The organism is Curtobacterium sp. AB451, from assembly GCF_050585845.1.
Taxonomy (GTDB): Bacteria; Actinomycetota; Actinomycetes; order Actinomycetales; family Microbacteriaceae; genus Curtobacterium.
Map to the genome: position 1 here is coordinate 252,282 of NZ_JBOBQG010000003.1, position 26,348 is coordinate 278,629.

The window sequence follows — 26,348 nt, forward strand, 5'->3', positions numbered from 1 at the left end:
TCGGCCGACCGGGGGTCGGCCGCCGGGGGCCTAGTGGCCCATCCCGAGGCCGCCGTCGACGGGGATGACCGCTCCCGAGATGTAGCCGGCACCGTCGCCCGCGAGGAACAGCGTGGCGTCGGCGACGTCGTCCACCGTGCCGTACCGCGACGCCGGGATCTGCTTCTTGAACTCGGCGACGAGCTCGTCCGGCAGCGCCGCGGTCATGTCGGTCTGGATGAACCCGGGAGCGACGACGTTCGCGGTGATGCCACGGGAGCCGAGCTCACGCGTGATCGACCGGGCCATGCCGACGAGGGCGGCCTTCGAGGACGCGTAGTTGACCTGCCCGACCTGGCCGTAGGCGCCGACCACGCTGGACATGAGCACGATGCGGCCGAACTTGGCCTTCATCATGCCCTTCGTGGCGCGCTTGACCACCCGGAACGTGCCCGTCAGGTTCGTGTCGATCACGCTCGTGAAGTCCTCCTCCGACATGCGGAGCAGCAGCTGGTCGTTCGTGATGCCGGCGTTGGCGACGAGGACCTCGATCGGACCGAGCTCGGCCTCGACCTGCGAGAAGGCGGCGTCGACGCTCGCGGTGTCCGTGATGTCCGCCTGGACCGTGAGTGCCCCCTCCGGTCCGCCCTGCCCGCTCCGGGAGGTGACGGCGACACGGTGGCCGGCTGCGACGAAGCGCTCGGCGAGGGCGTGGCCGATGCCGCGGTTGCCGCCGGTGACGAGGACGGTACGGGGGGTGCTCATGGTCGCTCCGTTCGGTGTGGGTGCACGGCGCGCCGGACCCGGACCGGGTCGGACACGCCCGGAAGAGCGTACCGGAGCCGATACGCGCACCGTGTCCGCGCGCGGCGGAACCGGTTCGGCCCCCACGGAGTTAGGCTTGCTCTCGGGCAGAGGAAAGAACATCGGATGAAGACGACGCACAGCATCACCACCCTCCCGGACTCTCCGGAGCAGGACCGTGCACATCGCCTGTCCCGGTACGTCTGGCAGATGGCCCTCCGGGTGGTCTTCTTCATCGGAGCGGTCGTCGTCTGGTCGATCTGGCACACGTGGCTCGCGGTCATCCCGATCGTGCTCGCCGGTGTGATCCCGTGGGTCGCCGTCATCATCGCGAACGCCGGCAGCCGCGCCGAGAGCGACATCGTGACGCCGGCTGGTGCGATCCAGCTGTACGACGCCGTGGACCCCCGACTCCGCGAACAGCAGGAGGACGCCCGGGCCGAGGCGTACCGCGCCGAGCAGGACCGACTGCGCGAGCAGGCGCAGGACGCGCAGGCCGAGTGGCAGCGGAGCGGCGACCGTTCCCGTGTCTGGGGACGGCGCTGATGGGGGCGACGTTCGACCTCGTCACCGAACCCGGCTCGACCCCCGTGTGCTCGCGCGCCGGCTGCGTGTCCACCGCCGCCTGGCGCGTGAACTGGCGCAACCCCCGGATCCACGCCATCGACCGCGTGAAGATCTGGGCGGCGTGTGACGAGCACCGGGACTTCCTCGCCGACTACCTGCGGTCCCGTTCCTTCCCGGTCCGGGTCACGGGCATGCACGAGGACGTGGACCGACTCGACGACGAACGCGATCCGGCCGACGCCCCGAAGAACGACGTCGGTGCACGCGCAGCCGGTGACCGTCGGTGAGCCAGCAGTTCGACCCGACTTCCCGGTACGGCCGACGGCACGCGCAGAAGCTCGAGCGCGCCGCGGCAGCCTCGCCCGAACGCGGCAGCGGGAGCGCCCTCGCCGAACGTGACCCCGACGAACCGTTCGTCGGCTGGCGGTTCGTCCGCAGCAGACGATGGCTCGGCTACTTCGCCATCGCCGTGGCGTTCGCGATCGTGTGCACACTGTTCGGCATGTGGCAGTGGGACCGCCGGAACGAGGCCGTGCGCCAGAACGAGCAGGTCGCGCAGAACTACGAGCACACCCCGGTGCCCCTCGACGAAGCCCTCCCGACGGCGTCCAGCTGGGACGACGCGAAGACCTGGCTCAGGGTCAGCGTGACCGGCCGCTACGACACCGCCGACCAGCTCCTCGTCCGGAACCGCGTGCACAACGGGCAGCCCGGCTTCGAGGTCCTCACGCCCCTGGTCACCGCCGACGGCCGGGCCTTCATCGTCGACCGTGGCTGGGTCCCCACCGGCAACGCGCAGGACGCCCCCGACCACGTCCCCGCTCCCCCGTCCGGCGAGGTGACCGCGATCGTCCGCCTGCAGCAGAGCGAGCCACGCATCCCCGGCCGCACCGACCCGGCGCACACCGACCAGGTGCAGTCGGTGACGCTGTCGGACGTCGACAAGAAGGTCGACACGCCGATCTACACGGGCGCGTACGGGCAGCTCGCCTCCGAGTCCCCCGCCCCGACCGAGGCGCGCCCGCTCGGCTGGGAGCGCCCGACCGCCGACACCGGCCTGCACCTCAGCTACTTCATCCAGTGGTTCATGTTCGCCGCGGGAGGGTTCGGGTTTCTCGCCTACCTGATGGTGCAGGAGTTCCGGAACCTCAACCAGGACGACCCCGAGGAGCGCGAGCGCGCCCTCGAGCGGCAGCGCCGCAAGGACGCGAAGCCGAAGTCGGACGCCCAGATCGAGGACGAGCTGCTCAACGCCGGCCGCTGACGCCCCGGCGGGCGGTGCGCGTTGCGCGCCGCGTCTCGGCTGCTCGCCGGGGCCGCGTCGTCGCACCGTGCGCGTTCCGTCACCCCGTGCGCGCTTGCCCGCACCGTGCCGCGCTGAAAGCGCGCACCCAGCGGTCGACGCCACACCAGACGGCGAGTCCCGCACCGTGCGCCGACGGCTGCAGCGCAAGAAGCGCCACATCCGGCGGCCCGGAGGCGCGGTGCCCGCCCGCCCCGCGCCTCCCGACCGCATCGTGCGCACTCCGTCACCCCGTGCGAGCTTGCCCGCACCGTGCCGCGCTACTACCTCGCACCCAGCGGTCGACGCCGCACCAAACGGCGAATCCCGCACCGCGACGACGGTTGCAGCACAAGAAGCGCCGCATCCAGCGGCCCGGAGGCGCGGTGCCAGCCCGCCCCGCGCCTCCAGACCGCACCGTGCGCGGTCCGTCACCCCGTGCGAGCTTGCCCGCACCGTGCTGCGCTGAAAGCGCGCATCCAGCGGCCACCGCCGCACCACACGGCGGAACCCGCACCTTGCGAAGACTGCCGCAGCTCGCGAGAAGCGCCGCACCCGGCGGACGGGAGGCGCGGTCCAAGCCCACCCCGCGCCTCCGGGCCGCACCGTGCGCGGTCCGTCACCCCGTGCGCGCTTGCCCGCACCGTACGCGGTCCGTCACCCCGTGCGCGCTTCCCCGCACCGTGCCGCGCTGAAAGCGCGCACCCAGCGGCCACCGCCGCACCACACGGCGGAACCCGCACCGTGCGAGGAGGGCCCCAGCTCGCGAGAAGCGCCGCACCATGCGGACGGGAGGCGCGGCGCCAGCCCGCCCCGCGCCTCCAGACCGCACCGTGCGCGCTCCGTCGCTCCGTGCGAGCTTCCGCGCACCGTGCCGCGCTACAACCTCGCACCGAGCGGTCGACGCCGCACCAGGTGGCAAACGCCGCACCGTGCTCGGGCGCGCATGCGCCTGCACCGCGCGCGCCCCCTACGCGAGCTCGATGAGCTCCGCGTAGTCCTTGTTCCAGTGGTCCTCGGTGCCGTCCGGCAGCAGCAGGACGCGCTCCGGGTTGAGCGCCTCGACCGCGCCGGCGTCGTGCGACACGAGCACCACGGCACCCTCGTAGCCGGCGAGGGCGCCGAGGATCTCCTCGCGGGACGCCGGGTCGAGGTTGTTCGTCGGCTCGTCGAGCAGCAGCACGTTCGCGCCCGAGACGACGATCATCGCGAGCGACAACCGTGTCTTCTCGCCGCCGGAGAGGACGCCGGCCTTCTTGTAGCCGTCGTCGCCGGTGAACAGGAACGAGCCGAGCACCCGCCGCGCCTCGGTCTCGTTGAGGTCGTTCGACGCCGACACCATGTTCTCGATGACGGTGCGGTTGACGTCGATGTTCTCGTGTTCCTGGGCGTAGTAGCCGATCCGGAGACCGTGCCCGGGGAGGATCTCGCCGGTGTCGGGCTGGTCGGCGCCCGCGAGGATCCGCAGCAGCGTCGTCTTGCCGGCACCGTTGAAGCCGAGGATGACGACGCGCGAGCCCCGGTCGATGGCGAGGTCCACGCCCGCGAAGATCTCGAGCGAGCCGTAGGACTTCGACAGCCCCTCGGCCATCAGCGGGGTGCGGCCGCACGGGGTCGGCGTGGGGAACCGCAGCTTCGCGACGCGGTCCACGGCGCGCTCGTCCTCGAGTCCGGCCAGGAGCTTCTCGGCACGCGCGACCATCTGGTGCGCCGCGGCGGCCTTCGTGGCCTTCGCACCGAAGCGGGCGGCCTGGTCCTTGAGGGTCGCGGCCTTCTTCTCGGCGTTCGCGCGCTCCTTGCGGCGGCGTTCCTCGTCGGCGGCACGCTGCCGCTGGTACAGCTTCCACCCCATGTTGTAGACGTCGATCGACTGGCGGTTGGCATCGAGGTAGAAGACGCGGTTGACGACCTCGTCGACGAGCTCGACGTCGTGGGAGATGACGATGACGCCGCCGGGGTAGGTCTTCAGGTGCTCGCGCAGCCAGATGATCGAGTCGGCGTCGAGGTGGTTCGTCGGCTCGTCGAGGATCATCGTCTCGGCGTCCGAGAACAGGATCCGGGCGAGCTCGATGCGGCGACGCTGACCGCCCGACAGCGTCTTGAGCTGCTGGTCGAGGATGCGGTCCGGCAGCTTCAGGTTGGAGGCGATGGAGGCCGCCTCGGCCTCGGCCGCGTAGCCACCGAGCGCGTTGAACTGGTCGTCGAGCCGGCTGTACCGACGCATCGCCTTCTCGGCGACGGCGGTGTCCGTGCTGGCCATGTCGAGCGTGGCCTGGCGGATGCCCTCGACGAGCTCGCCGAGCCCGCGGGCGTCGAGGATGCGCTTGCGGGCGGTGTCCTCCGGGTTGCCGGAGCGGGGGTCCTGCGGCAGGTAGCCGATCTCGCCGGAGCGGTCGATCTTGCCCCCGGTGGGCTGGGTCTCCCCCGCCAGGGCCTTGGTCATGGTGGTCTTCCCCGCGCCGTTCCGGCCGACGAGGCCGATCTTGTCCCCCTTCTCGACGCGGAAGGACACGTTCTCCATCAGGAGGCGAGCCCCGACGCGGATCTCGAGGTCGTGCACGGCAAGCACAGCAGACGTCCAATCAGTTGGTGGATGTGCACAACGGTGTGTGCGGGAGGTGCACCGCTACGCTGACGGGACCGATGGTCCCGAACGGGACCAGCAGTCCATTCTAGGAGAATCCATGACGAACGCCACCGGGTTCGCTCGCCGCGCAGTCCTCGCCGACCGTCTGCGCACCCACGGCCTGGCCACCGATGTCGCCCTGATCGCCGGAGGCGCCCTGTTCACCGCCGGCATGGCGCAGCTCCAGGTGCCCATGTGGCCGGTGCCGATCACGGGCCAGACCCTGGCCGTCGTGCTCGTCGGGGCGACCCTCGGCGCGCGCCGCGGCTTCCTCTCGCTGCTGCTGTACGCGGTGGCGGGACTCGCCGGCGCACCGATCTTCGCCGAGCACACCGGCGGTCTCGCGGCCCTCGCGACGCCGAGCTTCGGCTACGTCATCGGCTTCGTCATCGCCGCGGCCGTCGTCGGACGCCTCGCCGAGCACCAGTGGGACCGCAAGGTCGGCCGTGCAGCGGTCGCCTTCACCCTCGCGAGCGCGATCCCGTTCGTGACGGGCCTGCCCTGGCTCGCCGTCGTCCTGGGTCAGCTCGGCGCGCCGAACGACCTGCAGTCGGTGCTCGCCGCCGGCCTGTACCCGTTCATCGTCGGCGGCATCGCCAAGGCCCTCATCGCCGCCGGCGTCCTGCCGCTGGCGTGGAAGCTGGTCGGCCGCCGCTGAATCCGCTGCTCGAAGGGCCCCGCACCGTCCGGTGTGGGGCCCTTCGACGTCCGCGGGGCGCGTGCGAGCGGGCAGGACACGCCGTCGGCCGCCCGCGCGGACCGGCGGGCCATGCCGTCCGCCGCCCGCCGAGCGGGCAGGACACGCCGCGCGTCGCCCGCCGAGCGGGCGGAACCGGCCGCTCGACTGCGCCGAGCGTGACGTACTTCGCCCGCTCGGGGCGCGCCCGGGACCCGGCCACAGACGGACGGGAGGCGCGGTGCCAGCCGGCACCGCGCCTCCCGTCCGTCAGGGGGTCGCGACTAGATCGAGAACCCGAGCGCGCGCATCATCTCGCGCCCGTCGTCGGTGATCCGCTCCGGACCCCACGGCGGCATCCAGACCCAGTTGATCCGGAACGCGTCGACGATGCCGTCCAGCGCGTTCGCCGTGTCGCCCTCGATGACGTCCGTCAGCGGGCAGCCCGCACTCGTCAGCGTCATGCTGATGACGAGCGCGGTCGCCTCGTCGTCCCAGGCGAGGTCGTAGATGAGCCCGAGGTCGACGATGTTCACGCCGAGTTCCGGGTCCTGGACCTCCTTCAGGCCCTCGACGACCTCGTCGAACTTCTCCGGTGCGAGTGCGGTGATCATCAGGCCTGCGCCTCGGCGGCCGCGGCCTGCACGTAGCGGTCGTAGCCCTCGTTCTCGAGGCGCTCGGCGAGCTCCGGGCCACCCTGCTCGGCGACCTTGCCCGCGACGAACACGTGCACGAAGTCCGGCTTGATGTAGCGGAGGATGCGCGTGTAGTGCGTGATGAGCAGCACACCGAGGCCGGTCGCGGCCTTGGCGCGGTTGACGCCCTCGGACACGATCTTCAGCGCGTCGACGTCGAGCCCGGAGTCGGTCTCGTCGAGGACGGCGAACTTCGGCTTGAGGAGCTCGAGCTGCATGATCTCGTGGCGCTTCTTCTCGCCACCGGAGAAGCCCTCGTTGACGTTGCGCTCGGCGAAGGCCGAGTCCATCTTGAGGTCGGCCATCGACTGGCGGAGGTCCTTGACCCAGCTGCGGAGCGCGGGGGCCTCGCCGTCGATCGCGGTCTTCGCGGTGCGGAGGAAGTTCGACACCGTGACGCCCGGGATCTCGACCGGGTACTGCATCGCGAGGAACATGCCGGCGCGGGCACGCTCGTCGACGCTCATCGCGAGGACGTCCTCGCCGTCGAGCGTGATGGAGCCGCCGACGACGTTGTACCGCGGGTGGCCAGCGATCGTGTAGGCGAGGGTGGACTTGCCGGAGCCGTTCGGCCCCATGATCGCGTGGATCTCGCCCTCGTTGATGGTGAGGTCGACGCCCTTCAGGATCTCCTTGGTGCCCTGATCGGTGTCGATCGAGACCTGGAGGTCACGGATTTCGAGAGTGGACATTGCGTTCCTTCGGTTGCAGCTGGTGCGCGGCGTCAGCCGCGGGACGTGTGTGGGGCCGGGGTCGGCCGGGACGGGAGGGGCTCAGTCGACCGGGACGGGGTCGTGCACGTCGACGTAGACGTCGCCGTCGCGGACCTCGACCCGGAAGACCGGGACGGGCTCGTAGGCGGGGAAGTTCTGCGGCTTGCCGGTGGCCAGCGAGAACCGGGACCCGTGGGCCCAGCACTCGAGCGTGTCGCCCTCGACGAACCCCTCGGCCAGGGAGATGTCCCCGTGCGTGCAGGTGTCGCCGATCGCGTGCACGGTGCCGGCGGAGTCCTTCACGATGGCGACCGCGGTGCCGTCGACCACGGCACGCATCGGGCTGTCCACCTGGATGTCCGCCTCGGAGCAGACCTTCGTCGACATCAGGCGGACGCCTCCGGTGCCGCGTCGGCGATGACCGAGCGGCCCTCGGCGAGCTCCTGCTCGACGGCGGCGATGAGGCGTTCCTCGAGCTCGGGCGCGCCGATCTTCTGGATGACCTCGACGAGGAAGCCGAGCACGACGAGACGACGCGCCTCTTCCTCGGGGATCCCGCGGGACTGCAGGTAGAACAGCTGCTCGTCGTCGAAGCGGCCGGTCGCGCTCGCGTGGCCGGCACCCTCGATGTTGCCCGTCTCGATCTCGAGGTTCGGGATGCTGTCCGCGCGCGTTCCGTCGGTGAGGACGAGGTTGCGGTTCTGCTCGTACGAGTCCGTGCCGTCACCGGCACGGCCGATGAGCACGTCGCCGATCCACACCGTGTGGGCGCCCTGGCCCTGCAGCGCGCCCTTGTAGTTGACCCGACCGCGCGTGTTCGGCGCGTCGTGGTTCACGTAGACCTGCTGCTCGATGTACTGGCCGGCGTCGGCGAAGTACACGCCGTACATCTCGGTGTCGGCGCCCTGCGCCCCGAGGTGCGTCGACGGGTTCACGCGGACGACCGCACCGCCGAGCGACACCACGACGTGCTTGAGGAAGGCGTCACGGCCGACCTCGGCGAAGTGGGTCGACACGTGCACGGCGTCGTCGTCCCAGTCCTGCAGGGTGACGACGGTCAGGCGCGCGCCGTCGCGGGCGACGATCTCGACGTTCTCGCTGAGGAGCGCCGAACCGCGGTTGTCGAGCACGACGATGCCCTGTGCGTGCGCCTCGGCCGTGATGACCGTGTGCGCCGCGCGGGGCTGCGTGCCGAAGTCCGAGCGGGTGATCGTGATGAACTCGTGCGCCTCGGTCGCCGTGACCGTGACGGCGAGCACGGCGTCGCGCGCGGTCCAGGCTGCGGCCGCGGCGCGGTCCTCGGGCAGGCCGGCCGTGCCGACGCGCGGGTCGTCGCTGCGGACCCACTCGACGTCGGCACCGTCGGACTGGCGGGCGAGGAACGGGTACGCGGAGCCGTCGAGCCCGCCGTCGAGCAGCGGCTGGAGCTTCGCGAGGGGTGCGAACTTCCAGTTCACCTCACGCCCGGTGACGGTCGGGAACGCGTCGATGTCGCCGGACTGCGGGCGCTCCGAACGGGTCTGGACGGGAACCTTGGCGTCCGGGGCGTCCCAGCCGCCGTCGGTGTGCGCGCCGGCGCCGTGCTGGGCCGGTGCCTGGGCGGCCGCGGACGGCTCGATCGGCTGGTCGATGTGGGGAGGGGTGGTGCTGGACATCTAGCCGACGGATCCTTCCATGCTCATCTCGATGAGCTTGTTGAGTTCGAGTGCGTACTCCATCGGGAGCTCGCGGGCGATCGGCTCGATGAAGCCGCGGACGATCATCGCCATCGCCTCGTCCTCGGGCATGCCGCGCGACATGAGGTAGAACAGCTGCTCCTCGCTCACGCGGGAGACGGTGGCCTCGTGGCCGAGCTGGACGTCGTCGACGCGGATGTCGATCGCCGGGTAGGTGTCCGACCGGCTGATCGTGTCGACGAGCAGCGCGTCGCACCGGACGGTGTTCGCCGCGTGGTGCGCGTTCGGGTCGACCCGGACCTCGCCGCGGTACCCGGCACGACCGCCGCCGCGGGCGATCGACTTCGACACGATCGAGGACGTCGTGTACGGCGCCATGTGGATCATCTTCGCGCCGGCGTCCTGGTGCTGACCGGGACCGGCGAAGGCCACCGACAGGGTCTCGCCCTTGGCGTGCTCGCCCGCGAGGTAGATCGACGGGTACTTCATCGTCACCTTGGAGCCGATGTTGCCGTCGATCCACTCCATCGTGGCGCCCTCGTGCGCGATCGCACGCTTGGTCACGAGGTTGTAGACGTTGTTCGACCAGTTCTGGATCGTCGTGTAGCGCACGCGGGCGTTCTTCTTCACGATGATCTCGACGACGGCCGAGTGCAGGGAGTCCGACTTGTAGATCGGCGCCGTGCAGCCCTCGATGTAGTGGACGTAGGAGTCCTCGTCCGCGATGATCAGCGTCCGCTCGAACTGCCCCATGTTCTCGGTGTTGATGCGGAAGTACGCCTGCAGCGGGATCTCGACGTGCACGCCCTTCGGGACGTAGACGAACGAGCCGCCCGACCACACGGCCGTGTTCAGCGCGGCGAACTTGTTGTCGCCGGCCGGGATCACGGTACCGAAGTACTCCTCGAAGATCTCGGGGTGCTCGCGGAGCGCGGTGTCGGTGTCCATGAAGATGACACCCTGCTGCTCGAGGTCTTCACGGATCTGGTGGTAGACGACCTCGGACTCGTACTGCGCGGCGACGCCGGCGACGAGGCGCTGGCGCTCGGCCTCGGGGATGCCGAGCTTCTCGTAGGTGGCGCGGATGTCCTCGGGGAGGTCCTCCCACGACTGCGCCTGCTTCTCGGTCGAGCGCACGAAGTACTTGATGTTGTCGAAGTCGATGCCGGTCAGGTCGGCACCCCACGTCGGCATCGGCTTGCGACCGAACAGCTGCAGGCCCTTGAGGCGGTTCTTGAGCATCCACTCGGGCTCGCCCTTGAGGTTCGAGATGTCGGTCACGACCTCCTCGGAGATGCCGCGGCGCGCGGAGGCGCCGGCCGAGTCGGAGTCGGACCAGCCGAACTCGTATTGGCCGAGCCCTTCGAGCTCGGGACGGTCGATGAGCACGTCGGACATGGTCTCCTCGTTTCCTTCTCGCGGCAGCGTTCTGGGTGTCAACCCGTGGCGTCTGGACGCCATTCCACCGCAGACCGCCGACAGGCGGCCACGGTGTTGCTCCCTCGCAACGTCGATGGTTCCACGCAGTCCTGGACGTGAGCGGCGATCTCGGACCTTTCGGAGCCGGCGCCTGCCTAGACTTGACTGCTGCTGAACCCTCGAATCCTACAGGTTCACTGCACGGAACAACAGGAAGGCACCACGCTCGTGACTCGCGTCGCATCCCCCGCCGACCAGGACGTCCGCGATGCGCGGTGGTGGTCGCTCCCCCGTGTCGTCGACCAGCGCGTCGTCGTCCTCGCCTGGGCGTCGTTCGTCGTCGAGGTGATCCTGATCGGCACCGGCGGTCTCGTGCGCCTCACCGCGTCCGGCCTCGGCTGCCCGACCTGGCCCAAGTGCACGGCGGACTCGCTCGTCTCGACGCCCGAGATGGGCGTGCACGGCGTCATCGAGTTCGGCAACCGACTGCTGACCTTCGTGCTCGTCATCGTCGCGATCGCGATGTTCCTGCTCGTCGTCCGGATGCGTCGCACCCGCCCCGAGCTGTTCTGGCTCGCGTTCGCCCAGGGCGCAGCGATCCCCGTGCAGGCCGTGATCGGCGGCATGAGCGTCTGGACGAACCTCAACCCCTTCGTCGTCGGACTGCACTTCGTGGTCTCGGCCGCGCTCACCTCCGTCACCGCCGCACTGGTCTACCGCGCGATGCGGGGCCCGCGCACCGGCGAGCGACTCGTCCCGCGCTGGTACACGGGCGTCGTCCGCGGCACGATCGCGGCCGTCGTCGTCACGGTGCTCGTCGGCATCCTCACCACGGGCAGCGGCCCGCACGCCGGAGCGGACGAGGCCGTCGACGGCGGCCGGCTGCACCGCACGGGCTTCGACCCGGCCGTGATGGAGCACCTGCACGCGGTGCCCGCCTACGTCCTGTTCGCGCTGACGCTCGTGCTCGTCGTCGGTGCGGTCCGCCTGCGCCTGTCGAGCAAGTGGGCGCTGCTGCTCCTCGTCGTCGAGTTCGTCCAGATCGCCGTGGGGCTCACCCAGGCGCGCACGGGCCTGCCGGTCGGCCTGGTCGGGACGCACATGGTCCTCGCGGGGCTGCTGGTCGGCGCGATGACCGTCGTCACGCTCTCGACGCGCGGCACCGCCGGTCGCCAGGCCGTCCGCGAGCCGCTCGCGGGCTGACGCGCAGCCCACTTCACGCGGTCGACGACACCCCACGAGTCGATCGACTCGTGGGGTGTCGTCCGTTGCGCACGCATCCGATCAGGGCAGCACGGTGCGGTGATCGTCACCCCGTGACGGCCTGGAGGCGCGGTGCGGGCCCGCACCGCGCCTCCAGGCCGTCGGTGGGTCGCGTCGACCACCGCACGTCGCGGCGTGCTCCCTGCCGGGCCGGACTCGGCGAGGGGCGAGTCGGGGCGACATCGTCGACGTCGTACGACAGCGGCCTCGTCGCTCCGCGTCGTCCGCACGACGACACCACCGCGCGCACACGCAAGAAGCGACAACGTCGACGTCGTACGACAGCGACCTCGTCGCTCCACGTCGGCCGCACGACGACACCACCGCGCGCGCACGCAAGGAGCGACAACGTCGACGTCGTACGACAACGGTCTCGTCGCTCCACGTCGGCCGCACGACGACACCACCGCGCGCGCACGCAAAAGCGACAACGTCGACGTCGTACGACAGCGACCTTGTCGCTCCACGTCGGCCGCACGACGACACCACGGCCCGCGCACCCGCAGCACCCCCAGCGCGACCGAGCCTGCGCGACCGGCCCCCGCCCCGGGCCCGGCCCCGCCAGCCCCGGGCTAGAAGGTGAAGACCTGCGGGAGCAGCGGGTCGATGCCCACCGCGATGAAGAGCAGCGTCAGGTACGTGATCGAGCTGTGGAAGACCCGCATCGGCTGCACGTGCTCGACGTGCTGGATCGCCCGCGAGTACAGCCGGTGCGACTCGACGACGAACCAGATGCCACCGGCCAACGCGACGACCGTGTAGAGCGGTCCCATGTGTGCGACGGGGACGAGCAGCAGCGAGCAGACGAGCGTCGCCCACGCGTACAGGACGACCTGCAGCCCGACGACGGTGCGCCCGCGGACCACGGCGAGCATCGGCACGTCGGCGGCGTCGTAGTCGTCGCGGTACTTCATCGACAGCGGCCAGTAGTGCGGCGGCGTCCAGAGGAAGATCACCATGAAGAGGATGACCGGCGCCCAGGTCAGCGACCCGGTGACGCCCGCCCAGCCGATCAGCACCGGCATGCAGCCGGCCGAGCCGCCCCACACGATGTTCTGCGGCGTGCGGCGCTTGAGCCACAGCGTGTAGAGGAACACGTAGATGAGGATCGCGATGACGCTCAGCGCAGCGGCGAGCCAGTTCACCAGGAAGCCGAGGACGGCGGTCGACAGGATGCCGAGCACCCACGAGAACACGAGGGCCTCGCGGTCGGAGAGCTCACCGGTGACGAGCGGGCGCGTGCTCGTCCGCTTCATGAGGCGGTCGATGTCGCGGTCGATGTAGCAGTTGAAGGCCGAGGCGGACCCGGCGGACATGGCACCACCGAGCATCGTCCAGAACACGAGCCACAGGTCCGGCACCCCGCGCTCGGCGAGGAACATCGTCGGTGCCGTGGTGACGAGCAGCAGCTCCATGACCCGCGGCTTCGTCAGCGAGACGTACGCGCGCACCTTGCGGGACAGCGTCGAGCGGGGTCGATCGGTGTCGGGCCGGGTCACGGTGGCAGTCGGCAAGGGAACCTCAGTCTGTTCGCGTCAGCTCGCACGCTCGGTGGACGGCTCCGTCGTCGTCGGGGGCGTGCGTCGGCCCGGAATGCTCACGGGTCTCCGACAGTTTACGTGATCGAGGCGCTGCGACGATGCCCCGCCCCGCCATCCGGACCGAAGTCGCCCACCGACACGCCCGGCCGACGGCGGGTCCCCGTGGCGACGAGTGAACAACCGGCGTCACCTGAACCCCTTCTGAGTGCATGGTCACTATGCTGGAGACGCCCTCCCGCAGTGCGTGCCCCGATGACGTCGGCCGCGAAGAGCCGGTCGGCCGCCGCGAGACGGCGACCTGACGAAGGCCCCGGGATGGCGATCATGTCCGTGCGATGGCACGAGCCCTCGCACATGTCGCATCAAGAAGGGTCAACATCCAAGTGGCTGAATTCACCTGGGACGCCATCGACAGGAAGGCCGTCGACACGGCCCGCGTACTCGCCGCCGACTCGGTCGAGGCCGCCGGCAACGGTCACCCCGGCACCGCGATGAGCCTCGCGCCGGTCGCCCACCTCCTCTTCCAGAAGGTGATGCGTCGCGACCCCAGCGACTCCACCTGGATCGGCCGCGACCGCTTCATCCTCTCCGCGGGCCACGCCTCGATCCTGCAGTACGTGCAGTTCTACCTGCACGGCTACGGCCTCGAGCTCGAGGACCTCCAGCACCTGCGCAAGTGGGGCTCGAAGACCCCGGGTCACCCGGAGTACGGCCACACCGACGGTGTCGAGATCACCACCGGCCCGCTCGGCCAGGGCCTCGCGTCCGCCGTGGGCTTCGGCTACGCGCAGCGCTTCGAGCGCGGTCTGTTCGACCCGGAGACCGCCGACGGCCAGTCGCCGTTCGACCACTTCACCTACGTGATCGCCGGTGACGGCGACATGCAGGAAGGCGTCACGAACGAGGCCGCCAGCCTCGCCGGCCGCCAGCAGCTCGGTCGCCTGGTCGTCTTCTACGACTCGAACCAGATCTCGATCGAGGACGACACCGACATCGCGTTCTCCGAGGACGTCGCGGCCCGCTACGAGGCCCTCGGCTGGCACGTCCAGCACGTCGACTGGAAGAAGACCGGCGAGTACTCCGAAGACGTCGAGGAGCTGTACCGCGCCGTCGAGGCCGCCAAGGCCGAGACGACCAAGCCGTCGCTCATCGTCCTCAAGACGATCATCGGCTGGCCGTCGCCGACCAAGCAGAACTCCGGCAAGATCCACGGCTCCGCCCTCGGTGGCGAGGAGCTCAAGGGCCTCAAGGAGGTGCTCGGCTTCGACCCCGAGCAGACCTTCCACGTCGACCCCGAGGTGCTCGAGTACACCCGCGGCGCCGTCGCCAAGGGCCAGGCCGAGCACGCCGAGTGGCAGCAGACCTTCGACGCGTGGGCCGCGGCCAACCCGGAGAAGAAGACGCTCCTCGACCGCATCAACGCCGGCGAGCTCCCCGAGGGCCTCGAAGAGGCGCTCCCGGTCTTCCCGACCGAGAAGGCCGTCTCGACCCGCGCCGCCTCCGGCAAGGTCATCAACGCCATCGCGCCGCTCATGCCCGAGTTCTGGGGCGGTTCGGCCGACCTCGCCGAGTCGAACCTGACCACGATCGAGGGCGCCAAGTCCTTCGGTCCGGTCGAGGCGTCGACCAAGACGTGGAGCACCGACCCGTACGGCCGCGTGCTGCACTTCGGCATCCGCGAGCACGCGATGGGCTCGATCCTGTCCGGCATCGTCCTGCACGGGAACACCCGCCCCTTCGGCGGCACCTTCCTCATCTTCAGCGACTACATGCGTCCGGCGGTCCGTCTCGCCGCGCTCATGCAGGCGCCGGCGATCTACGTCTGGACGCACGACTCCGTCGCCCTCGGCGAGGACGGCCCGACGCACCAGCCGATCGAGCAGCTCAGCGCCCTCCGCGCGATCCCGGGTCTGGACGTCGTCCGCCCGGCCGACGCCAACGAGGTCGCCTACGCCTGGCTCGAGATGCTCAAGCACAAGGACCGCCCGGCCGGCATCGCGCTGAGCCGTCAGAACCTCCCCGTCTTCGAGCGTGGCGAGGGCGAGGCCTCGGGTGAGACCTTCGCCTCGGCGAAGAACGTCGCCAAGGGCGCGTACATCCTGGCCGAGGCGCCGAACGGCACCCCGGACGTGATCCTCATCGCGACCGGCTCCGAGGTCCAGATCGCCGTCGACGCGCGTGAGCAGCTCAAGGGCGAGGGCATCAACGCCCGCGTCGTGAGCGCCCCGTCGCTCGAGTGGTTCCGCGCACAGTCCGAGAACTACCAGGACCAGGTCCTGCCGAAGGACGTCACCGCTCGCGTGTCGGTCGAGGCCGGCATCGCGATGAGCTGGCGCGACATCGTCGGCGACAAGGGCCGCAGCGTCTCGATCGAGCACTTCGGTGCCTCGGCCGACTACCAGACGCTCTTCAAGGAGTTCGGCTTCACGACGGAGCACGTCGTGGCCGCCGCGAAGGAATCCCTCGCGGCTTCCTGACCCGACAGGGCCGGGTCCGGTTCGCCGGATCCGGCCCTTCTTCCGGGAGGCGCGGCTCGGCCCCGCCCCGCGCCTGCCGGTCCACCGAGACCCCGACACCACGGCCCCCGTCGCCACCGCGACGACGGCCAGTCGATGAAAGAAGAAGAGAAACACATGGCTGAGAACACCCCCACCGCCGCCCTCTCCGCGGTCGGCGTGAGCATCTGGCTCGACGACCTGTCCCGCGAACTGCTGGAGACCGGCAAGCTCGAGTCCCTCATCGCCGAGAAGAACGTCGTCGGCGTCACGACCAACCCGACGATCTTCGCCTCGGCCCTCGCCAAGGGCGAGCGCTACGACGCGCAGGTCAAGGAGCTCGCGGCCGCCGGCACCGAGCTGACCGACGCGATCTTCGAGATCACCACGCAGGACGTCGCGAACGCGTCCGACATCTTCAAGCCGATCTACGACTCGACCAAGGGCTTCGACGGCCGCGTGTCGATCGAGGTCGAGCCCGGCCTCGCGCACGACACCCAGAAGACCATCGAGCAGGCGAAGTTCCTGTTCGACAAGGTCGGCCGCGAGAACGTGCTCATCAAGATCCCGGCGACCGTCGAGGGCCTCGAGGCCATCACCGAGGTCATCGCCGCCGGCATCTCGGTCAACGTCACCCTGATCTTCTCGCTCGAGCGCTACCGCGCCGTCATCGACGCCTACCTCGGTGGTCTCGAGAAGGCCAAGGCCGCCGGCCACGACCTCTCGAAGATCCACTCGGTCGCGTCCTTCTTCGTGTCGCGCGTCGACTCCGAGATCGACAAGCGTCTCGACGCCGTCGGCACGGACGAGGCGAAGGCCCTCAAGTCGAAGGCCGGCATCGCGAACGCCCAGCTCGCGTACCAGGTCTGGACCGAGGCGTTCGCCTCCGAGCGCGCCCTCGGCCTGCTCGAGGCCGGCGCGAACACCCAGCGCCCGCTGTGGGCATCGACCGGTGTCAAGGACCCGTCGCTGCCGGACACGCTCTACGTGACCGAGCTCGCCGCGCCGAGCACCGTCAACACCATGCCGGGCAAGACCCTCGACGCCACGTTCGACCACGGCGAGATCCACGGCGACGCCATCGCCGGCTCGTTCGACGAGGCGCAGCAGGTCCTCGACCAGATCGCCGCCCAGGGCATCAGCTACGACGACGTCGTGGCGCTGCTCGAGCGTGAGGGCGTCGACAAGTTCATCGTCTCGTGGGGCGAGCTCGTCGACACCGTCAAGACCGCGCTCGAGGGCGCCAAGGAGTGACGGTCTCCATCGCCGCCAGCGGTGACGCGGCGCGGGCCATCGACCAGGTGGTCCCGCGTCTCGTCACCGACCTGGTGGCGTCGGGCATCACGGCCCAGGACCCCGAGCTCTGGGGTCCGGACGCCGAGGCCGAGGCGTCGAAGCGCCTCGGCTGGGTGGAGGCCGTCTCGGTCTCCCGCCCGCTCGTCGCCGAGGTCGCTGCCCTCCGCGAGTCGCTCCGTGCCGAGGGGGTCGACCACGTCGTCCTCGCCGGCATGGGCGGCTCGTCGCTCGCACCGGAGGTCATCACCCGGACCGCCGGTGTGCCGCTCACGGTCCTCGACTCCACCGACCCGGCACAGGTCCGGGCCGCTGTGGAGCACCAGCTGGACCGCACCGTGCTCGTCGTCTCCTCGAAGTCGGGTTCGACGCTCGAGACCGACTCGCAGCGCCGTGTGTACGAGCAGGCCTTCCGCGACGCCGGCATCGACCCGGCGAAGCGGATCGTCGTCGTCACCGACCCGGGCTCTCCGCTCGAGGCCGCGGCCATCGACGCCGGGTACCGCGTGTTCACCGCCGACCCGAACGTGGGCGGCCGCTACTCCGCGCTGACCGCGTTCGGCCTGGTGCCGTCCGGCCTCGCGGGCGCCGACATCGCGGAACTCCTCGACGAGGCCGACGCGATCTCCGCGCTCCTCGCGGTCGACATCGACGAGAACCCGGGCCTCGTGCTCGGCGCCGTCCTCGGTGGGACCGCCCCGCTGCGCTCCACGATCGGCATCGTCGCGGACGGCACCCACATCGTCGGCTTCGGCGACTGGGTGGAGCAGCTGATCGCCGAGTCGACCGGCAAGAGCGGGCGCGGCCTGCTGCCCGTCGTGCTCGACGTCGACTCCCCCGAGGTGACCGCCGGTCTGCCCGACCTGCAGGTGATCCGAATCGTCGGGTCCCGCGAGGACGAGCGCCACGTCGCCGACGGCGAGGTGGAGATCACCGGGACGCTCGGCGGCCAGTTCCTCGTGTGGGAGTACGCCGTGGCCGTCGCCGGTCGACTGCTCGGCATCGACCCGTTCGACCAGCCCGACGTCGAAGCGGCGAAGTCCGCCGCCCGTGCGCTCCTGGACGACCGTCCGGCCCCGACCGTGCCCGCGTTCACCGAGGACGCCACCGCCGTCCACGCGACCGAGGGCCTGGCGGTCGGGACCACGCTCGCCGAAGCCGTGACGCGCCTCCTGGACCACGTCGGCCCGACCGGCTACCTGGCCGTGCAGGCGTACGTGGACCGGACCGCGAACCCGGCCCTCGCGTCGCTGCGCGACGACCTGGCGGCGCGCACCGGCCGACCGGTCACGTTCGGCTACGGACCGCGCTTCCTGCACTCGACCGGCCAGTACCACAAGGGTGGCCCGGCGAACGGTGTGTTCCTGCAGATCGTGGCCGACGAGCCCGACGACCTCGCCATCCCCGGCCGTCCGTTCACGTTCGGCCAGCTCATCCAGGCCCAGGCCGCCGGCGACGCGAGTGTCCTCGCGCAGCACGGCCGCCCGGTCCTGACCCTCACGACGACGGACGTCGCCGCTGCCACCGCAGCACTGACCGCCGTCGTCACCCTCTGACTCTCGAAGGAGTTCACCGACTCATGTCACCGGTGGCAATCACCCCGGAGCACAACCCGCTCCGGCTGCCGACGGATCGTCGACTGAACCGGATCGCGGGACCCAGCACCCTCATCATCTTCGGCGTGACGGGCGACCTGTCCCGCAAGAAGCTGATGCCCGCGGTCTACGACCTGGCGAACCGAGGGCTCCTGCCCCCGGGGTTCGCCCTCGTCGGGTTCGCTCGGCGTGACTGGGAGGACCAAGACTTCTCCCAGCTCGTCCACGACGCGGTCCAGGAGCACTCGCGCACCCCGTTCGACGAGGACGTCTGGCGTCAGCTCGAACAGGGCATCCGGTTCGTCCAGGGATCGTTCGACGACCCCGAGGCGTTCCGCGAGCTCAAGCGCACCGTCGACACGCTCGACGCGGAGCGCGGGACGCTCGGCAACCACGCGTTCTACCTGTCCATCCCGCCGAAGATGTTCCCCGTGGTCACCGAGCAGCTCAAGCTGTCCGGCCTGACCGAGAAGCGCGAGGACTCGTGGAGCCGCGTCGTCGTCGAGAAGCCCTTCGGCTCCGACCTCCGCACGGCCCGCGAGCTGAACGCGATCGTCGAGAGCGTCTTCGCGCCGGACGACGTGTTCCGCATCGACCACTACCTCGGCAAGGAGACCGTCCAGAACCTCCTGACGCTCCGGTTCGCGAACCAGATGTACGAACCCATCTGGAACTCGAACTACGTCGACCACGTGCAGATCACGATGGCCGAGGACATCGGCGTCGCCGGGCGTGCCGCGTACTACGACGGCATCGGTGCGGCGCGCGACGTCATCCAGAACCACCTGCTGCAGCTCCTCGCGCTCACCGCGATGGAGGAGCCGGTCTCGTTCAAGGCCGCGGACCTCCGCGCCGAGAAGGAGAAGGTGCTCTCGGCGGTGCGCTTGCCCGAGGACCTGTCGACCGCCACCGCCCGCGGGCAGTACGCCGGCGGCTGGCAGGGCGGCGAGAAGGTGCTCGGCTTCCTCGAGGAAGCGGGCATGGACCCCGAGTCCGGCACCGAGACGTACGCGGCGATCAAGCTCGACATCGCGACCCGTCGGTGGCAGGGCGTCCCGTTCTACCTCCGCGCGGGCAAGCGACTCGGTCGTCGCGTCACCGAGATCGCGATCGTCTTCAAACGCGTCCCCGAGGACGTCTACGGCAACTCGCAGTCCCCGCTCGGCCAGAACGCGCTCGTCATCCGGGTGCAGCCGGACGAGGGCGTCACGCTCCGGTTCGGCTCGAAGGTCCCCGGCGTCGGCACCCAGGTGCGTGACGTGACGATGGACTTCGGGTACGGCCACGCGTTCACCGAGGCCTCGCCCGAGGCGTACGAGCGACTCATCCTCGACGTGCTCCTCGGCGACCCGCCCCTGTTCCCCCGTCACCAAGAGGTGGAACTGTCGTGGAAGATCCTCGACCCGATCGAGGAGTTCTGGGCCACGCAGGGCCAGCCCGAGCAGTACCGTCCCGGCACGTGGGGTCCGGCATCCGCCGACGCCCTGCTCGCCCGCGACGGCCGGACCTGGAGGCGTCCATGAAGATCGACCTGCCGAACACCACGGTCTCGAAGATCCAGAAGAAGCTCGTCCACATCCGCGAGGAGGGCGGCGCCGTCGCCCTCGGTCGTGTCCTGACGCTCATCATCTCGACGGCCCTCGGCCACGAGGAAGAGGCGATCGAGGCCGCGAACGAGGCGTCGCGCGAGCACCCGATGCGCGTCATCATCGTGTCGAAGAACGACGGTGACACCAAGTCGCCGGGTCGCCTCGACGCGCAGATCCGGGTCGGGAGCGACGCCGGGGCGAGCGAGGTTATCGTCCTCCGCGCCTACGGCGAGACCGCGACCGACGAGGAGAGCCTCGTCACGGGGCTCCTGCTGCCGGACGCGCCCGTCGTGGCCTGGTGGCCGCAGACCGCTCCGGAGCAGCCCTCCGCCTCGGCCCTCGGCCGCATCGCCCAGCGACGGATCACCGACGCGGCCGCGCAGAAGGACCCGAACGGTGCGATCGAGGCCCTCGGTGCCTCGTACGTGCCGGGTGACACGGACTTCGCGTGGACCCGCCTGACCCTGTGGCGGAACCAGCTCGCCGCGGCGCTCGACCAGCCGCCCTACGAGCCGATCACCGCCGTCGAGGTCTCGGGTGCGTACGACAGCCCGTCGACGATCATGCTCGCCGCGTGGCTGCAGCTGCAGCTCGAGGTGCCGGTCGCCGTCGTCACCTCACCGCGTGCGACCGGCTCGAGCGGCATCCACGGCGTCAAGCTCGTCCGCGAGTCCGGCGCCATCGAGCTCGAGCGGTCCCTGGTGGACGTCGCGACGCTCTCGATGCCCGGACAGCCGACGCACGACCTGTCGCTGCCGCGCCGCAACCTGCGCGACTGCCTGGCCGAGGAACTCCGTAGACTCGACCCGGACGTCCTCTTCGGAGACGTCGTCAAGCACGGGGTCCCCCAGCTGCGCGAGTCGATCGCCGGCTGAGCAAGCCCCACACGACCGGTCGGACCGGCCGTCGCTCGTCCAGCGCGAGCGGCGGCCGGACCGGACGGCCGGACCGAAGGTGGTCGCACGACCGTTCGACCACCACGAACACGGGAGTCACGTGACCAACGAACGGCGGGTGCTGGTGCACCCGGACAAGCAGGCCCTCGGCGCTTCGGTCGCCGCACGCTTCATCACGAAGATCATCGACGTGCTCGACGAGCAGGAGCGCGCGGACATCGCCATCAGCGGTGGCTCGGTCTCGTCGCTCGTCCTCGCTGCGATCGGCCAGTCGCCGGCGCGTGAGAGCGTCGACTGGTCGAAGGTGCACGTGTGGTGGGTCGACGAGCGCTGGGTACCGGCGGGTGACGCCGATCGCAACATCACCGGCACGCAGACGGACTTCTTCGACCACGTCGACATCCCGGCGTCGAACATCCACCCGATCGCCGCCTCCGACGAGGGACTCTCGATCGAGGACGCGGCGACGCGCTACGAGCAGGAACTGCACGCCGCCGCGCCGGACGACGCGATCGCGCCCCGGTTCGACATCACGCTCCTCGGCGTCGGCCCCGACGGCCACACCGCCTCGCTCTTCCCGGAGTTCCCGCAGCTCACCGTCACCGACCGCGTCGTGCTGCCGGTCGACGACTCCCCCAAGCCGCCGCCGCAGCGCCTGACTCTCACCTACCCGGCGATCAACGCGTCGCAGCGGGTCTGGGTCATCCTGTCCGGAGCCGAGAAGGCCTCGGTCCTCGGGCTCGCGCTCGCGGGTGCCTCGGTCGACGAGGTCCCGGTCGGTGGCGTGCAGGGTCGCAAGCGCACGGTGTTCTTCGTGGACCAGGACGCCGCTCGCGACGTCCCCGAGAACCTCATCGCGTCGACGTACTAGACGCGGTCCCCTGACGTACGGGAGGCGCGGTGCCAGCTGGCACCGCGCCTCCCGTCCGTTCGTGGGTGCGGCCCGTGCGGCCGGCCCAGCTCGTGGGGTCGAGTGGGCGAAATACGTCCCGTTCGGCGTGCGCCGGCGGCGCATCCTGCCCGCTCACGGAACGCACGCGGCGTGTCCTGCCCGCTCGGCGCCCGCTCGGCGCCCGCGCGGCGCCCGCGCGGCGCCCGCTCGGGGCCGCGCGGCGCCCGCGCGGCACGTCCCGCGACCTCGGTCGCCCGCGGTCGGCGCCAGCTCGGTGGGCGCTCAACGCCGCCCACACGACGAAGGCCCCCGCACCGGATCGGTGCGGGGGCCATCGGACGTCGTGTTCGACTACTTCGCGGTACCGCGACGCTGGCGGAGCTGCTGCAGCGCGTCCTCGAGGAGCTGGGCCGCCTCTTCTTCGGTGCGGCGCTCCTTCACGTACGCGAGGTGCGTCTTGTACGGCTCGGTCTTCGCGACGACGGGAGGGTTGTCCTTGTCGCGTCCGGCCGGGAGCCCGGTCGACGGCGAGTCCACCGTCTCGGGGATCTCGTCATCGGGCAGGCCAGCGGCGAAGTACCGCACGACCTCGTTGCCGAGGGCGTCCCAGTACGAGATCGCCACACGCTCGGCCTGGACCCCGCGGTCCTGCTCCCCCATCGGACCCGCGCCGACGCGCGAACCCCGGATTGCACTGCCTCCGGTTGCCATGGATCAGCTCCCCGCCGTGAACTTGTTGATGAGACCGAGCACGATGATCGACACGATCCAGAGGAGACCGAGGATCACCGTGATGCGGTTGAGGTTTCGCTCGGCGACGCCGGACGCCCCGAGGTTGCTCGTCACGCCGCCGCCGAACATGTCGGAGAGGCCGCCACCGCGGCCCTTGTGCAGCAGGATGAGGAGCGTGAGCAGGAGGCTCGTTATCGCGAGCAGGACCTGCAGCACGACGGAGAGAATCGCCACGACGTACCTTTCGTGTCAGTCAGCCATCCGAGTATACCGGCCAGGTGGTCGGCCGAGGTGCCTCGGGCTGGGCGTGGCACAGGCCGGCCGCACCGTGGCGACCGGCCTGTGACCGGTGGATCAGAGTCCGACGTGCTGCCGGAAGCGCGCGATGGCCGCGAACTCCTGCACGTCGAGCGAGGCGCCGCCGACGAGCGCGCCGTCGATGTCGGGCTCGCGCAGGAAGCCGGCGATGTTGCCCGACTTCACCGAACCGCCGTAGAGGACGCGGGTCGCCGCAGCGGCCTCGTCCCCCCAGGCGGCGGCGATGCCACGGCGGATCGCCGCGCACTCGTCCTGCGCCTGCTCGGCGGTCGCGGCCTGGCCGGAGCCGATCGCCCAGACCGGCTCGTACGCCACGACGATCTCGGACGGCTGCACGGCGTCGAGGACGACCTGCAGCTGCTCGACCGGCACGACACCGGCGCCGCGCTCCTCGCGCTGCTCACCCGTCTCGCCGACGCAGACCACCGGCACGAGGCCGTGCTTGACGGCGGCGGCGGTCTTCGCGGCGACCACCTCGTCGGTCTCACCGTGGACGGTGCGCCGCTCGGAGTGTCCGACGATGACGTACTGCGCGTCGAGTGCAGCCAGGAACGCACCCGACACGTCGCCGGTGTAGGCACCGGAGTCGTGCTGCGAGAGGTCCTGCGCGCCGAAGCGGATCGGGAGCTTGTCGGCCGAGATGAGCGTCTGCACGCTGCGGAGGTCGGTGAAGGGCGGGAACACCGCGACCTCGACGTCGTCGAAGTCGTGACGGGCGTCCTTCAGCGTCCAGGCGAGCTTCTGCACCGTGGCGATGGCCTGGAGGTGGTCCAGGTTCATCTTCCAGTTGCCGGCGATCAAGGGGGTGCGGTTCATGCTGCATCCTCCCCGGAGTTGCCGGCGATCAGCGGAGTACGGCTCATCGGGACCACCCCAGTGCTTCGAGACCGGGCAGCGACTTGCCCTCGAGGAACTCGAGGCTCGCTCCTCCACCGGTCGAGATGTGCCCGAACTGGTCGTCCGAGAACCCGAGCGACCGGACGGCCGCAGCGGAGTCGCCACCGCCGACCACACCGAGGCCGTCGACCTCGGTCAGGGCCGTGGCGACGGTCTTCGTGCCGGCGGCGAACGCCGGGAACTCGAACACGCCCATCGGGCCGTTCCAGAACACGGTCTTCGACGAGGACACCGCGGACGCGAACCGCGCCGCCGTCTCCGGGCCGATGTCGAGGCCGATGCCGTCCGCCCCGAAGGACGACGATTCGATCGCGTCCGCGGCGACCGTCTCGTGCGACGCGTCGGCGGAGAACCCGGACGCCACGACGACGTCCGTCGGCAGGTCGATCGTCACGCCGAGCTCCTTCGCCCGCGAGAGGTACTCGCGGACGACGTCGAGCTGGTCTTGCTCGAGCAGCGACTTCGCGACCCCGTGGCCCTGGGCCGCGAGGAACGTGAAGAGCATGCCGCCACCGATGCACAGGGTGTCGACCTGGGGCAGGAGGTGGTCGATCACGCCGAGCTTGTCGCTCACCTTGGACCCGCCGAGGACGACCGTGTACGGGCGCTCCGGCGAGGTGGTGAGGCGCTCGAGCACGCCGAGCTCGGTCTCGATGAGCGAACCCGCGGCCGACGGCAGTGCCGAGGCGAGCTCGTAGACCGAGGCCTGCTTGCGGTGCACGACCCCGAAGCCGTCGGAGACGAAGGCGTCGCCGAGGGCCGCGATGCGGTCCGCGAAGGCCTTCCGCACGTCGGCGTCCTTCGAGGTCTCCTCCGGGTTGAACCGGAGGTTCTCGAGCAGCAGGACGTCGCCGTCCTCGAGGTCCTCGGCGGCGGCGGTCGCCTCGTCGCCGACGGTCTCGCCGACGAACGTGACCGGCTTCCCGAGCAGCTCGGACAGCCGCTGGCCGACCGGTGCCAGCGAGAACTCCGGCTTCGGTTCGCCGTCCGGGCGACCGAGGTGGGAGATCACGATGACGCGGGCGCCCGCGGTGATCAGGGTGTCCAGGGTGGTCAGCGACGCCCGGACGCGGCCGTCGTCCGTGATCACGCCGTCCTTGAGCGGGACGTTGAGATCGCAGCGGACGACGACGCGCTTGCCGGCGAGGTCGCCGAGGTCCTCGAGGGTGCGGAGCGCCATGGGTTAGAGGCGCTCGCCCACGTACTCGGTGAGGTCGACGAGGCGGTTCGAGTAGCCCCACTCGTTGTCGTACCACGAGGTGATCTTCACGAGGCCGCCGATGACCTTGGTCAGGCCGGAGTCGTAGATCGAGGAGTGCGGGTCCGTGGTGATGTCGGTCGACACCAGCGGGTCCTCGCTGTAGAGCAGGATGCCCTTGAGGGGGCCTTCGGCGGCCTCCTTGTAGGCGGCGTTGATCTCGTCGACCGTGACCTCGGACTTGGTCTCGAGGGTGAGGTCGGTGATCGAACCGGTCGGGACCGGGACGCGGAGCGCGAAGCCGTCGAGCTTGCCGGCGAGCTCGGGCATGACCTGGCCGATGGCCTTGGCGGCACCGGTCGAGGTCGGCACGATGTTCAGCGCGGCGGCACGGGCACGACGCGGGTCCTTGTGCGGCCCGTCCTGCAGGTTCTGGTCGGCGGTGTAGGCGTGCACCGTCGTCATGAGGCCACGCTCGATGCCGAACTTGTCGTTGAACACCTTGGCGAGCGGCGCGAGGCTGTTCGTGGTGCAGGACGCGTTCGAGATGATGTTGTGGTTCGCCGGGTCGTACTGGTCCTCGTTCACGCCGAGCACGATGGTGACGTCGTCACCCGTGGCCGGGGCGGAGATGATGACCTTCTTGGCACCCGCGTCGATGTGCTTCTGCGCATCGGCGGCCTTGGTGAAGAAACCGGTCGACTCGATGACGATGTCGACGCCCAGCTCGCCCCAGGGGAGGTTGGCGGGGTCGCGCTCCGCGAGGACCTTGATCGCCTTGCCGTCGACGACGATGTTGTCGCCGTCGAGCTCGACGGACTTGCCGAGACGACCCGTGATCGAGTCGAACTTGAGCAGGTTCGCGAGGGCGGCGTTGTCGGTGAGGTCGTTCACGGCCACGATCTCGAGGTCGGAGCCCTTGGCGAGGGCCGCCCGGAAGAAGTTACGGCCGATGCGGCCGAAGCCGTTGATACCGATCTTGACGGTCAATGGATCTCCTGGTGGGTGTGGAGCGCCCAGGGGGCGCTGCTTTCGGAGTCGTGTGGCCCTTCGGGCCCACGTGTGGTGGACGATACGCCCCGTAACGTCGCCGTAACGACCCTAGCAGTCGGACACTGCGCGCCTGCGCGCGATGACGGTCCGTCCGGACGGTCGTGACGACCGCCCTGGATCACCCCCGAGACGGACGGGAGGCGCGGTGC

Annotated in this window: 24 protein-coding genes; 11 read left to right on the forward strand and 13 right to left on the reverse strand. The window is 70.4% G+C overall.

What is annotated here, in order from left to right; translation table 11 throughout:
• Positions 1 to 30 precede the first annotated feature (30 nt).
• Positions 31 to 744, reverse strand: coding sequence for a 3-oxoacyl-ACP reductase FabG (gene fabG / locus ACQXVK_RS08220; protein ID WP_022905877.1), 714 nt, complete (start codon positions 742 to 744; stop codon positions 31 to 33).
• 165 nt (positions 745 to 909) lie between these two features.
• On the opposite strand from fabG, the gene ACQXVK_RS08225 reads away from it, so the two are divergent.
• From ACQXVK_RS08225 to ACQXVK_RS08235, 3 genes are read left to right on the forward strand one after another with little or no spacing between them, the layout of a single operon-like run.
• On the forward strand, positions 910 to 1,329 hold the full coding sequence (locus tag ACQXVK_RS08225; protein ID WP_022905876.1) for a DUF3099 domain-containing protein: 420 nt from the start codon (positions 910 to 912) through the stop codon (positions 1,327 to 1,329).
• A complete protein-coding gene (locus ACQXVK_RS08230; RefSeq protein WP_022905875.1) occupies positions 1,329 to 1,637 on the forward strand; it encodes a hypothetical protein in 309 nt (102 codons plus the stop codon). Before ACQXVK_RS08225 ends, ACQXVK_RS08230 begins: the two co-directional genes overlap by 1 nt.
• A complete protein-coding gene (locus tag ACQXVK_RS08235) occupies positions 1,634 to 2,614 on the forward strand; it encodes an SURF1 family cytochrome oxidase biogenesis protein (RefSeq protein ID WP_430853252.1) in 981 nt (326 codons plus the stop codon). Before ACQXVK_RS08230 ends, ACQXVK_RS08235 begins: the two co-directional genes overlap by 4 nt.
• A gap of 988 nt (positions 2,615 to 3,602) precedes the next feature.
• Here the strand turns inward: ACQXVK_RS08235 and ACQXVK_RS08240 are convergent.
• Positions 3,603 to 5,201 carry an ABC-F family ATP-binding cassette domain-containing protein gene (locus tag ACQXVK_RS08240; RefSeq protein ID WP_031261586.1) on the reverse strand — a complete coding sequence of 533 codons (1,599 nt, stop codon included), beginning with the start codon at positions 5,199 to 5,201 and terminating at the stop codon, positions 3,603 to 3,605.
• A 115-nt stretch (positions 5,202 to 5,316) separates the two neighbouring features.
• Here ACQXVK_RS08240 and ACQXVK_RS08245 point away from each other — a divergent pair, with 115 nt between their 5' ends.
• Positions 5,317 to 5,916 carry a biotin transporter BioY gene (locus ACQXVK_RS08245; protein ID WP_402263066.1) on the forward strand — a complete coding sequence of 200 codons (600 nt, stop codon included), beginning with the start codon at positions 5,317 to 5,319 and terminating at the stop codon, positions 5,914 to 5,916.
• A 302-nt stretch (positions 5,917 to 6,218) separates the two neighbouring features.
• On the opposite strand, the gene ACQXVK_RS08250 is transcribed toward ACQXVK_RS08245, so the two are convergent.
• The 5 genes from ACQXVK_RS08250 to sufB form a co-directional block, all read right to left on the reverse strand.
• Positions 6,219 to 6,548 (reverse strand): metal-sulfur cluster assembly factor, encoded by a 330-nt coding sequence (locus ACQXVK_RS08250; protein ID WP_022906025.1) that lies wholly within the window; start codon positions 6,546 to 6,548, stop codon positions 6,219 to 6,221.
• A complete protein-coding gene (sufC, locus tag ACQXVK_RS08255; protein ID WP_402263069.1) occupies positions 6,548 to 7,321 on the reverse strand; it encodes a Fe-S cluster assembly ATPase SufC in 774 nt (257 codons plus the stop codon). Before sufC ends, ACQXVK_RS08250 begins: the two co-directional genes overlap by 1 nt.
• An 81-nt stretch (positions 7,322 to 7,402) precedes the next feature.
• Positions 7,403 to 7,729, reverse strand: coding sequence for a non-heme iron oxygenase ferredoxin subunit (locus ACQXVK_RS08260; protein WP_022906027.1), 327 nt, complete (start codon positions 7,727 to 7,729; stop codon positions 7,403 to 7,405).
• Positions 7,729 to 8,997, reverse strand: coding sequence for a Fe-S cluster assembly protein SufD (gene sufD / locus ACQXVK_RS08265; RefSeq protein WP_022906028.1), 1,269 nt, complete (start codon positions 8,995 to 8,997; stop codon positions 7,729 to 7,731). Before sufD ends, ACQXVK_RS08260 begins: the two co-directional genes overlap by 1 nt.
• Positions 8,998 to 10,416: a Fe-S cluster assembly protein SufB gene (gene sufB, locus ACQXVK_RS08270; protein WP_402263078.1), complete on the reverse strand. Its 1,419-nt coding sequence runs from the start codon at positions 10,414 to 10,416 to the stop codon at positions 8,998 to 9,000. It lies immediately after the preceding gene.
• A gap of 249 nt (positions 10,417 to 10,665) precedes the next feature.
• On the opposite strand from sufB, the gene ACQXVK_RS08275 reads away from it, so the two are divergent.
• Positions 10,666 to 11,640 (forward strand): COX15/CtaA family protein, encoded by a 975-nt coding sequence (locus ACQXVK_RS08275; RefSeq protein WP_430853253.1) that lies wholly within the window; start codon positions 10,666 to 10,668, stop codon positions 11,638 to 11,640.
• A gap of 632 nt (positions 11,641 to 12,272) precedes the next feature.
• On the opposite strand, the gene ACQXVK_RS08280 is transcribed toward ACQXVK_RS08275, so the two are convergent.
• A complete protein-coding gene (locus ACQXVK_RS08280; protein ID WP_430853438.1) occupies positions 12,273 to 13,199 on the reverse strand; it encodes a heme o synthase in 927 nt (308 codons plus the stop codon).
• Between the two features lie 425 nt (positions 13,200 to 13,624).
• Between ACQXVK_RS08280 and tkt the strand changes: the two genes are divergently transcribed.
• The 6 genes from tkt to pgl all read left to right on the forward strand — a co-directional run bounded on the left by tkt (position 13,625) and on the right by pgl (position 21,980).
• Positions 13,625 to 15,718 (forward strand): transketolase, encoded by a 2,094-nt coding sequence (tkt, locus tag ACQXVK_RS08285; RefSeq protein WP_402263084.1) that lies wholly within the window; start codon positions 13,625 to 13,627, stop codon positions 15,716 to 15,718.
• A 156-nt stretch (positions 15,719 to 15,874) separates the two neighbouring features.
• Positions 15,875 to 16,990, forward strand: coding sequence for a transaldolase (gene tal, locus ACQXVK_RS08290; protein WP_402263087.1), 1,116 nt, complete (start codon positions 15,875 to 15,877; stop codon positions 16,988 to 16,990).
• Positions 16,987 to 18,585 (forward strand): glucose-6-phosphate isomerase, encoded by a 1,599-nt coding sequence (locus tag ACQXVK_RS08295; protein WP_430853254.1) that lies wholly within the window; start codon positions 16,987 to 16,989, stop codon positions 18,583 to 18,585. Before tal ends, ACQXVK_RS08295 begins: the two co-directional genes overlap by 4 nt.
• A gap of 23 nt (positions 18,586 to 18,608) precedes the next feature.
• Positions 18,609 to 20,147, forward strand: a complete 1,539-nt coding sequence (zwf, locus tag ACQXVK_RS08300; RefSeq protein ID WP_071296305.1) for a glucose-6-phosphate dehydrogenase — start codon at positions 18,609 to 18,611, stop codon at positions 20,145 to 20,147.
• Entirely contained in the window at positions 20,144 to 21,088 is a 945-nt protein-coding gene (locus ACQXVK_RS08305) for a glucose-6-phosphate dehydrogenase assembly protein OpcA (RefSeq protein ID WP_402263092.1), read from the forward strand. The genes zwf and ACQXVK_RS08305 overlap by 4 nt, the downstream gene beginning before the upstream one ends.
• A 121-nt stretch (positions 21,089 to 21,209) precedes the next feature.
• Entirely contained in the window at positions 21,210 to 21,980 is a 771-nt protein-coding gene (gene pgl / locus ACQXVK_RS08310) for a 6-phosphogluconolactonase (protein ID WP_402263095.1), read from the forward strand.
• Positions 21,981 to 22,352: 372 nt separating this feature from the next.
• Here pgl and ACQXVK_RS08315 read toward each other — a convergent pair whose 3' ends face one another.
• The 5 genes from ACQXVK_RS08315 to gap all read right to left on the reverse strand — a co-directional run bounded on the left by ACQXVK_RS08315 (position 22,353) and on the right by gap (position 26,136).
• Entirely contained in the window at positions 22,353 to 22,712 is a 360-nt protein-coding gene (locus ACQXVK_RS08315) for an RNA polymerase-binding protein RbpA (RefSeq protein ID WP_402263098.1), read from the reverse strand.
• 3 nt (positions 22,713 to 22,715) lie between these two features.
• Positions 22,716 to 22,967 carry a preprotein translocase subunit SecG gene (secG, locus tag ACQXVK_RS08320; RefSeq protein WP_056124375.1) on the reverse strand — a complete coding sequence of 84 codons (252 nt, stop codon included), beginning with the start codon at positions 22,965 to 22,967 and terminating at the stop codon, positions 22,716 to 22,718.
• A gap of 120 nt (positions 22,968 to 23,087) precedes the next feature.
• Positions 23,088 to 23,867 carry a triose-phosphate isomerase gene (tpiA, locus tag ACQXVK_RS08325; RefSeq protein WP_430853255.1) on the reverse strand — a complete coding sequence of 260 codons (780 nt, stop codon included), beginning with the start codon at positions 23,865 to 23,867 and terminating at the stop codon, positions 23,088 to 23,090.
• 43 nt (positions 23,868 to 23,910) lie between these two features.
• Positions 23,911 to 25,128 (reverse strand): phosphoglycerate kinase, encoded by a 1,218-nt coding sequence (locus ACQXVK_RS08330; protein WP_430853256.1) that lies wholly within the window; start codon positions 25,126 to 25,128, stop codon positions 23,911 to 23,913.
• Positions 25,129 to 25,131: 3 nt separating this feature from the next.
• Positions 25,132 to 26,136, reverse strand: a complete 1,005-nt coding sequence (gap, locus tag ACQXVK_RS08335; RefSeq protein ID WP_144749714.1) for a type I glyceraldehyde-3-phosphate dehydrogenase — start codon at positions 26,134 to 26,136, stop codon at positions 25,132 to 25,134.
• Positions 26,137 to 26,348: the final 212 nt, after the last annotated feature.

Excerpts from the sequence above, each read along its gene's own strand:
- ACQXVK_RS08305 (WP_402263092.1), top strand. The coding sequence starts at position 20,144 with ATGAAGATCGACCTGCCGAACACCACGGTCTCGAAGATCCAGAAGAAG.
- ACQXVK_RS08315 (WP_402263098.1), bottom strand. The coding sequence starts at position 22,712 with ATGGCAACCGGAGGCAGTGCAATCCGGGGTTCGCGCGTCGGCGCGGGT.
- sufB (WP_402263078.1), bottom strand. The coding sequence starts at position 10,416 with ATGTCCGACGTGCTCATCGACCGTCCCGAGCTCGAAGGGCTCGGCCAA.
- sufD (WP_022906028.1), bottom strand. The coding sequence starts at position 8,997 with ATGTCCAGCACCACCCCTCCCCACATCGACCAGCCGATCGAGCCGTCC.
- ACQXVK_RS08245 (WP_402263066.1), top strand. The coding sequence starts at position 5,317 with ATGACGAACGCCACCGGGTTCGCTCGCCGCGCAGTCCTCGCCGACCGT.
- sufC (WP_402263069.1), bottom strand. The coding sequence starts at position 7,321 with ATGTCCACTCTCGAAATCCGTGACCTCCAGGTCTCGATCGACACCGAT.
- ACQXVK_RS08230 (WP_022905875.1), top strand. The coding sequence starts at position 1,329 with ATGGGGGCGACGTTCGACCTCGTCACCGAACCCGGCTCGACCCCCGTG.
- ACQXVK_RS08260 (WP_022906027.1), bottom strand. The coding sequence starts at position 7,729 with ATGTCGACGAAGGTCTGCTCCGAGGCGGACATCCAGGTGGACAGCCCG.
- ACQXVK_RS08250 (WP_022906025.1), bottom strand. The coding sequence starts at position 6,548 with ATGATCACCGCACTCGCACCGGAGAAGTTCGACGAGGTCGTCGAGGGC.
- zwf (WP_071296305.1), top strand. The coding sequence starts at position 18,609 with ATGTCACCGGTGGCAATCACCCCGGAGCACAACCCGCTCCGGCTGCCG.
- tpiA (WP_430853255.1), bottom strand. The coding sequence starts at position 23,867 with ATGAACCGCACCCCCTTGATCGCCGGCAACTGGAAGATGAACCTGGAC.
- tal (WP_402263087.1), top strand. The coding sequence starts at position 15,875 with ATGGCTGAGAACACCCCCACCGCCGCCCTCTCCGCGGTCGGCGTGAGC.
- fabG (WP_022905877.1), bottom strand. The coding sequence starts at position 744 with ATGAGCACCCCCCGTACCGTCCTCGTCACCGGCGGCAACCGCGGCATC.
- ACQXVK_RS08225 (WP_022905876.1), top strand. The coding sequence starts at position 910 with ATGAAGACGACGCACAGCATCACCACCCTCCCGGACTCTCCGGAGCAG.
- ACQXVK_RS08330 (WP_430853256.1), bottom strand. The coding sequence starts at position 25,128 with ATGGCGCTCCGCACCCTCGAGGACCTCGGCGACCTCGCCGGCAAGCGC.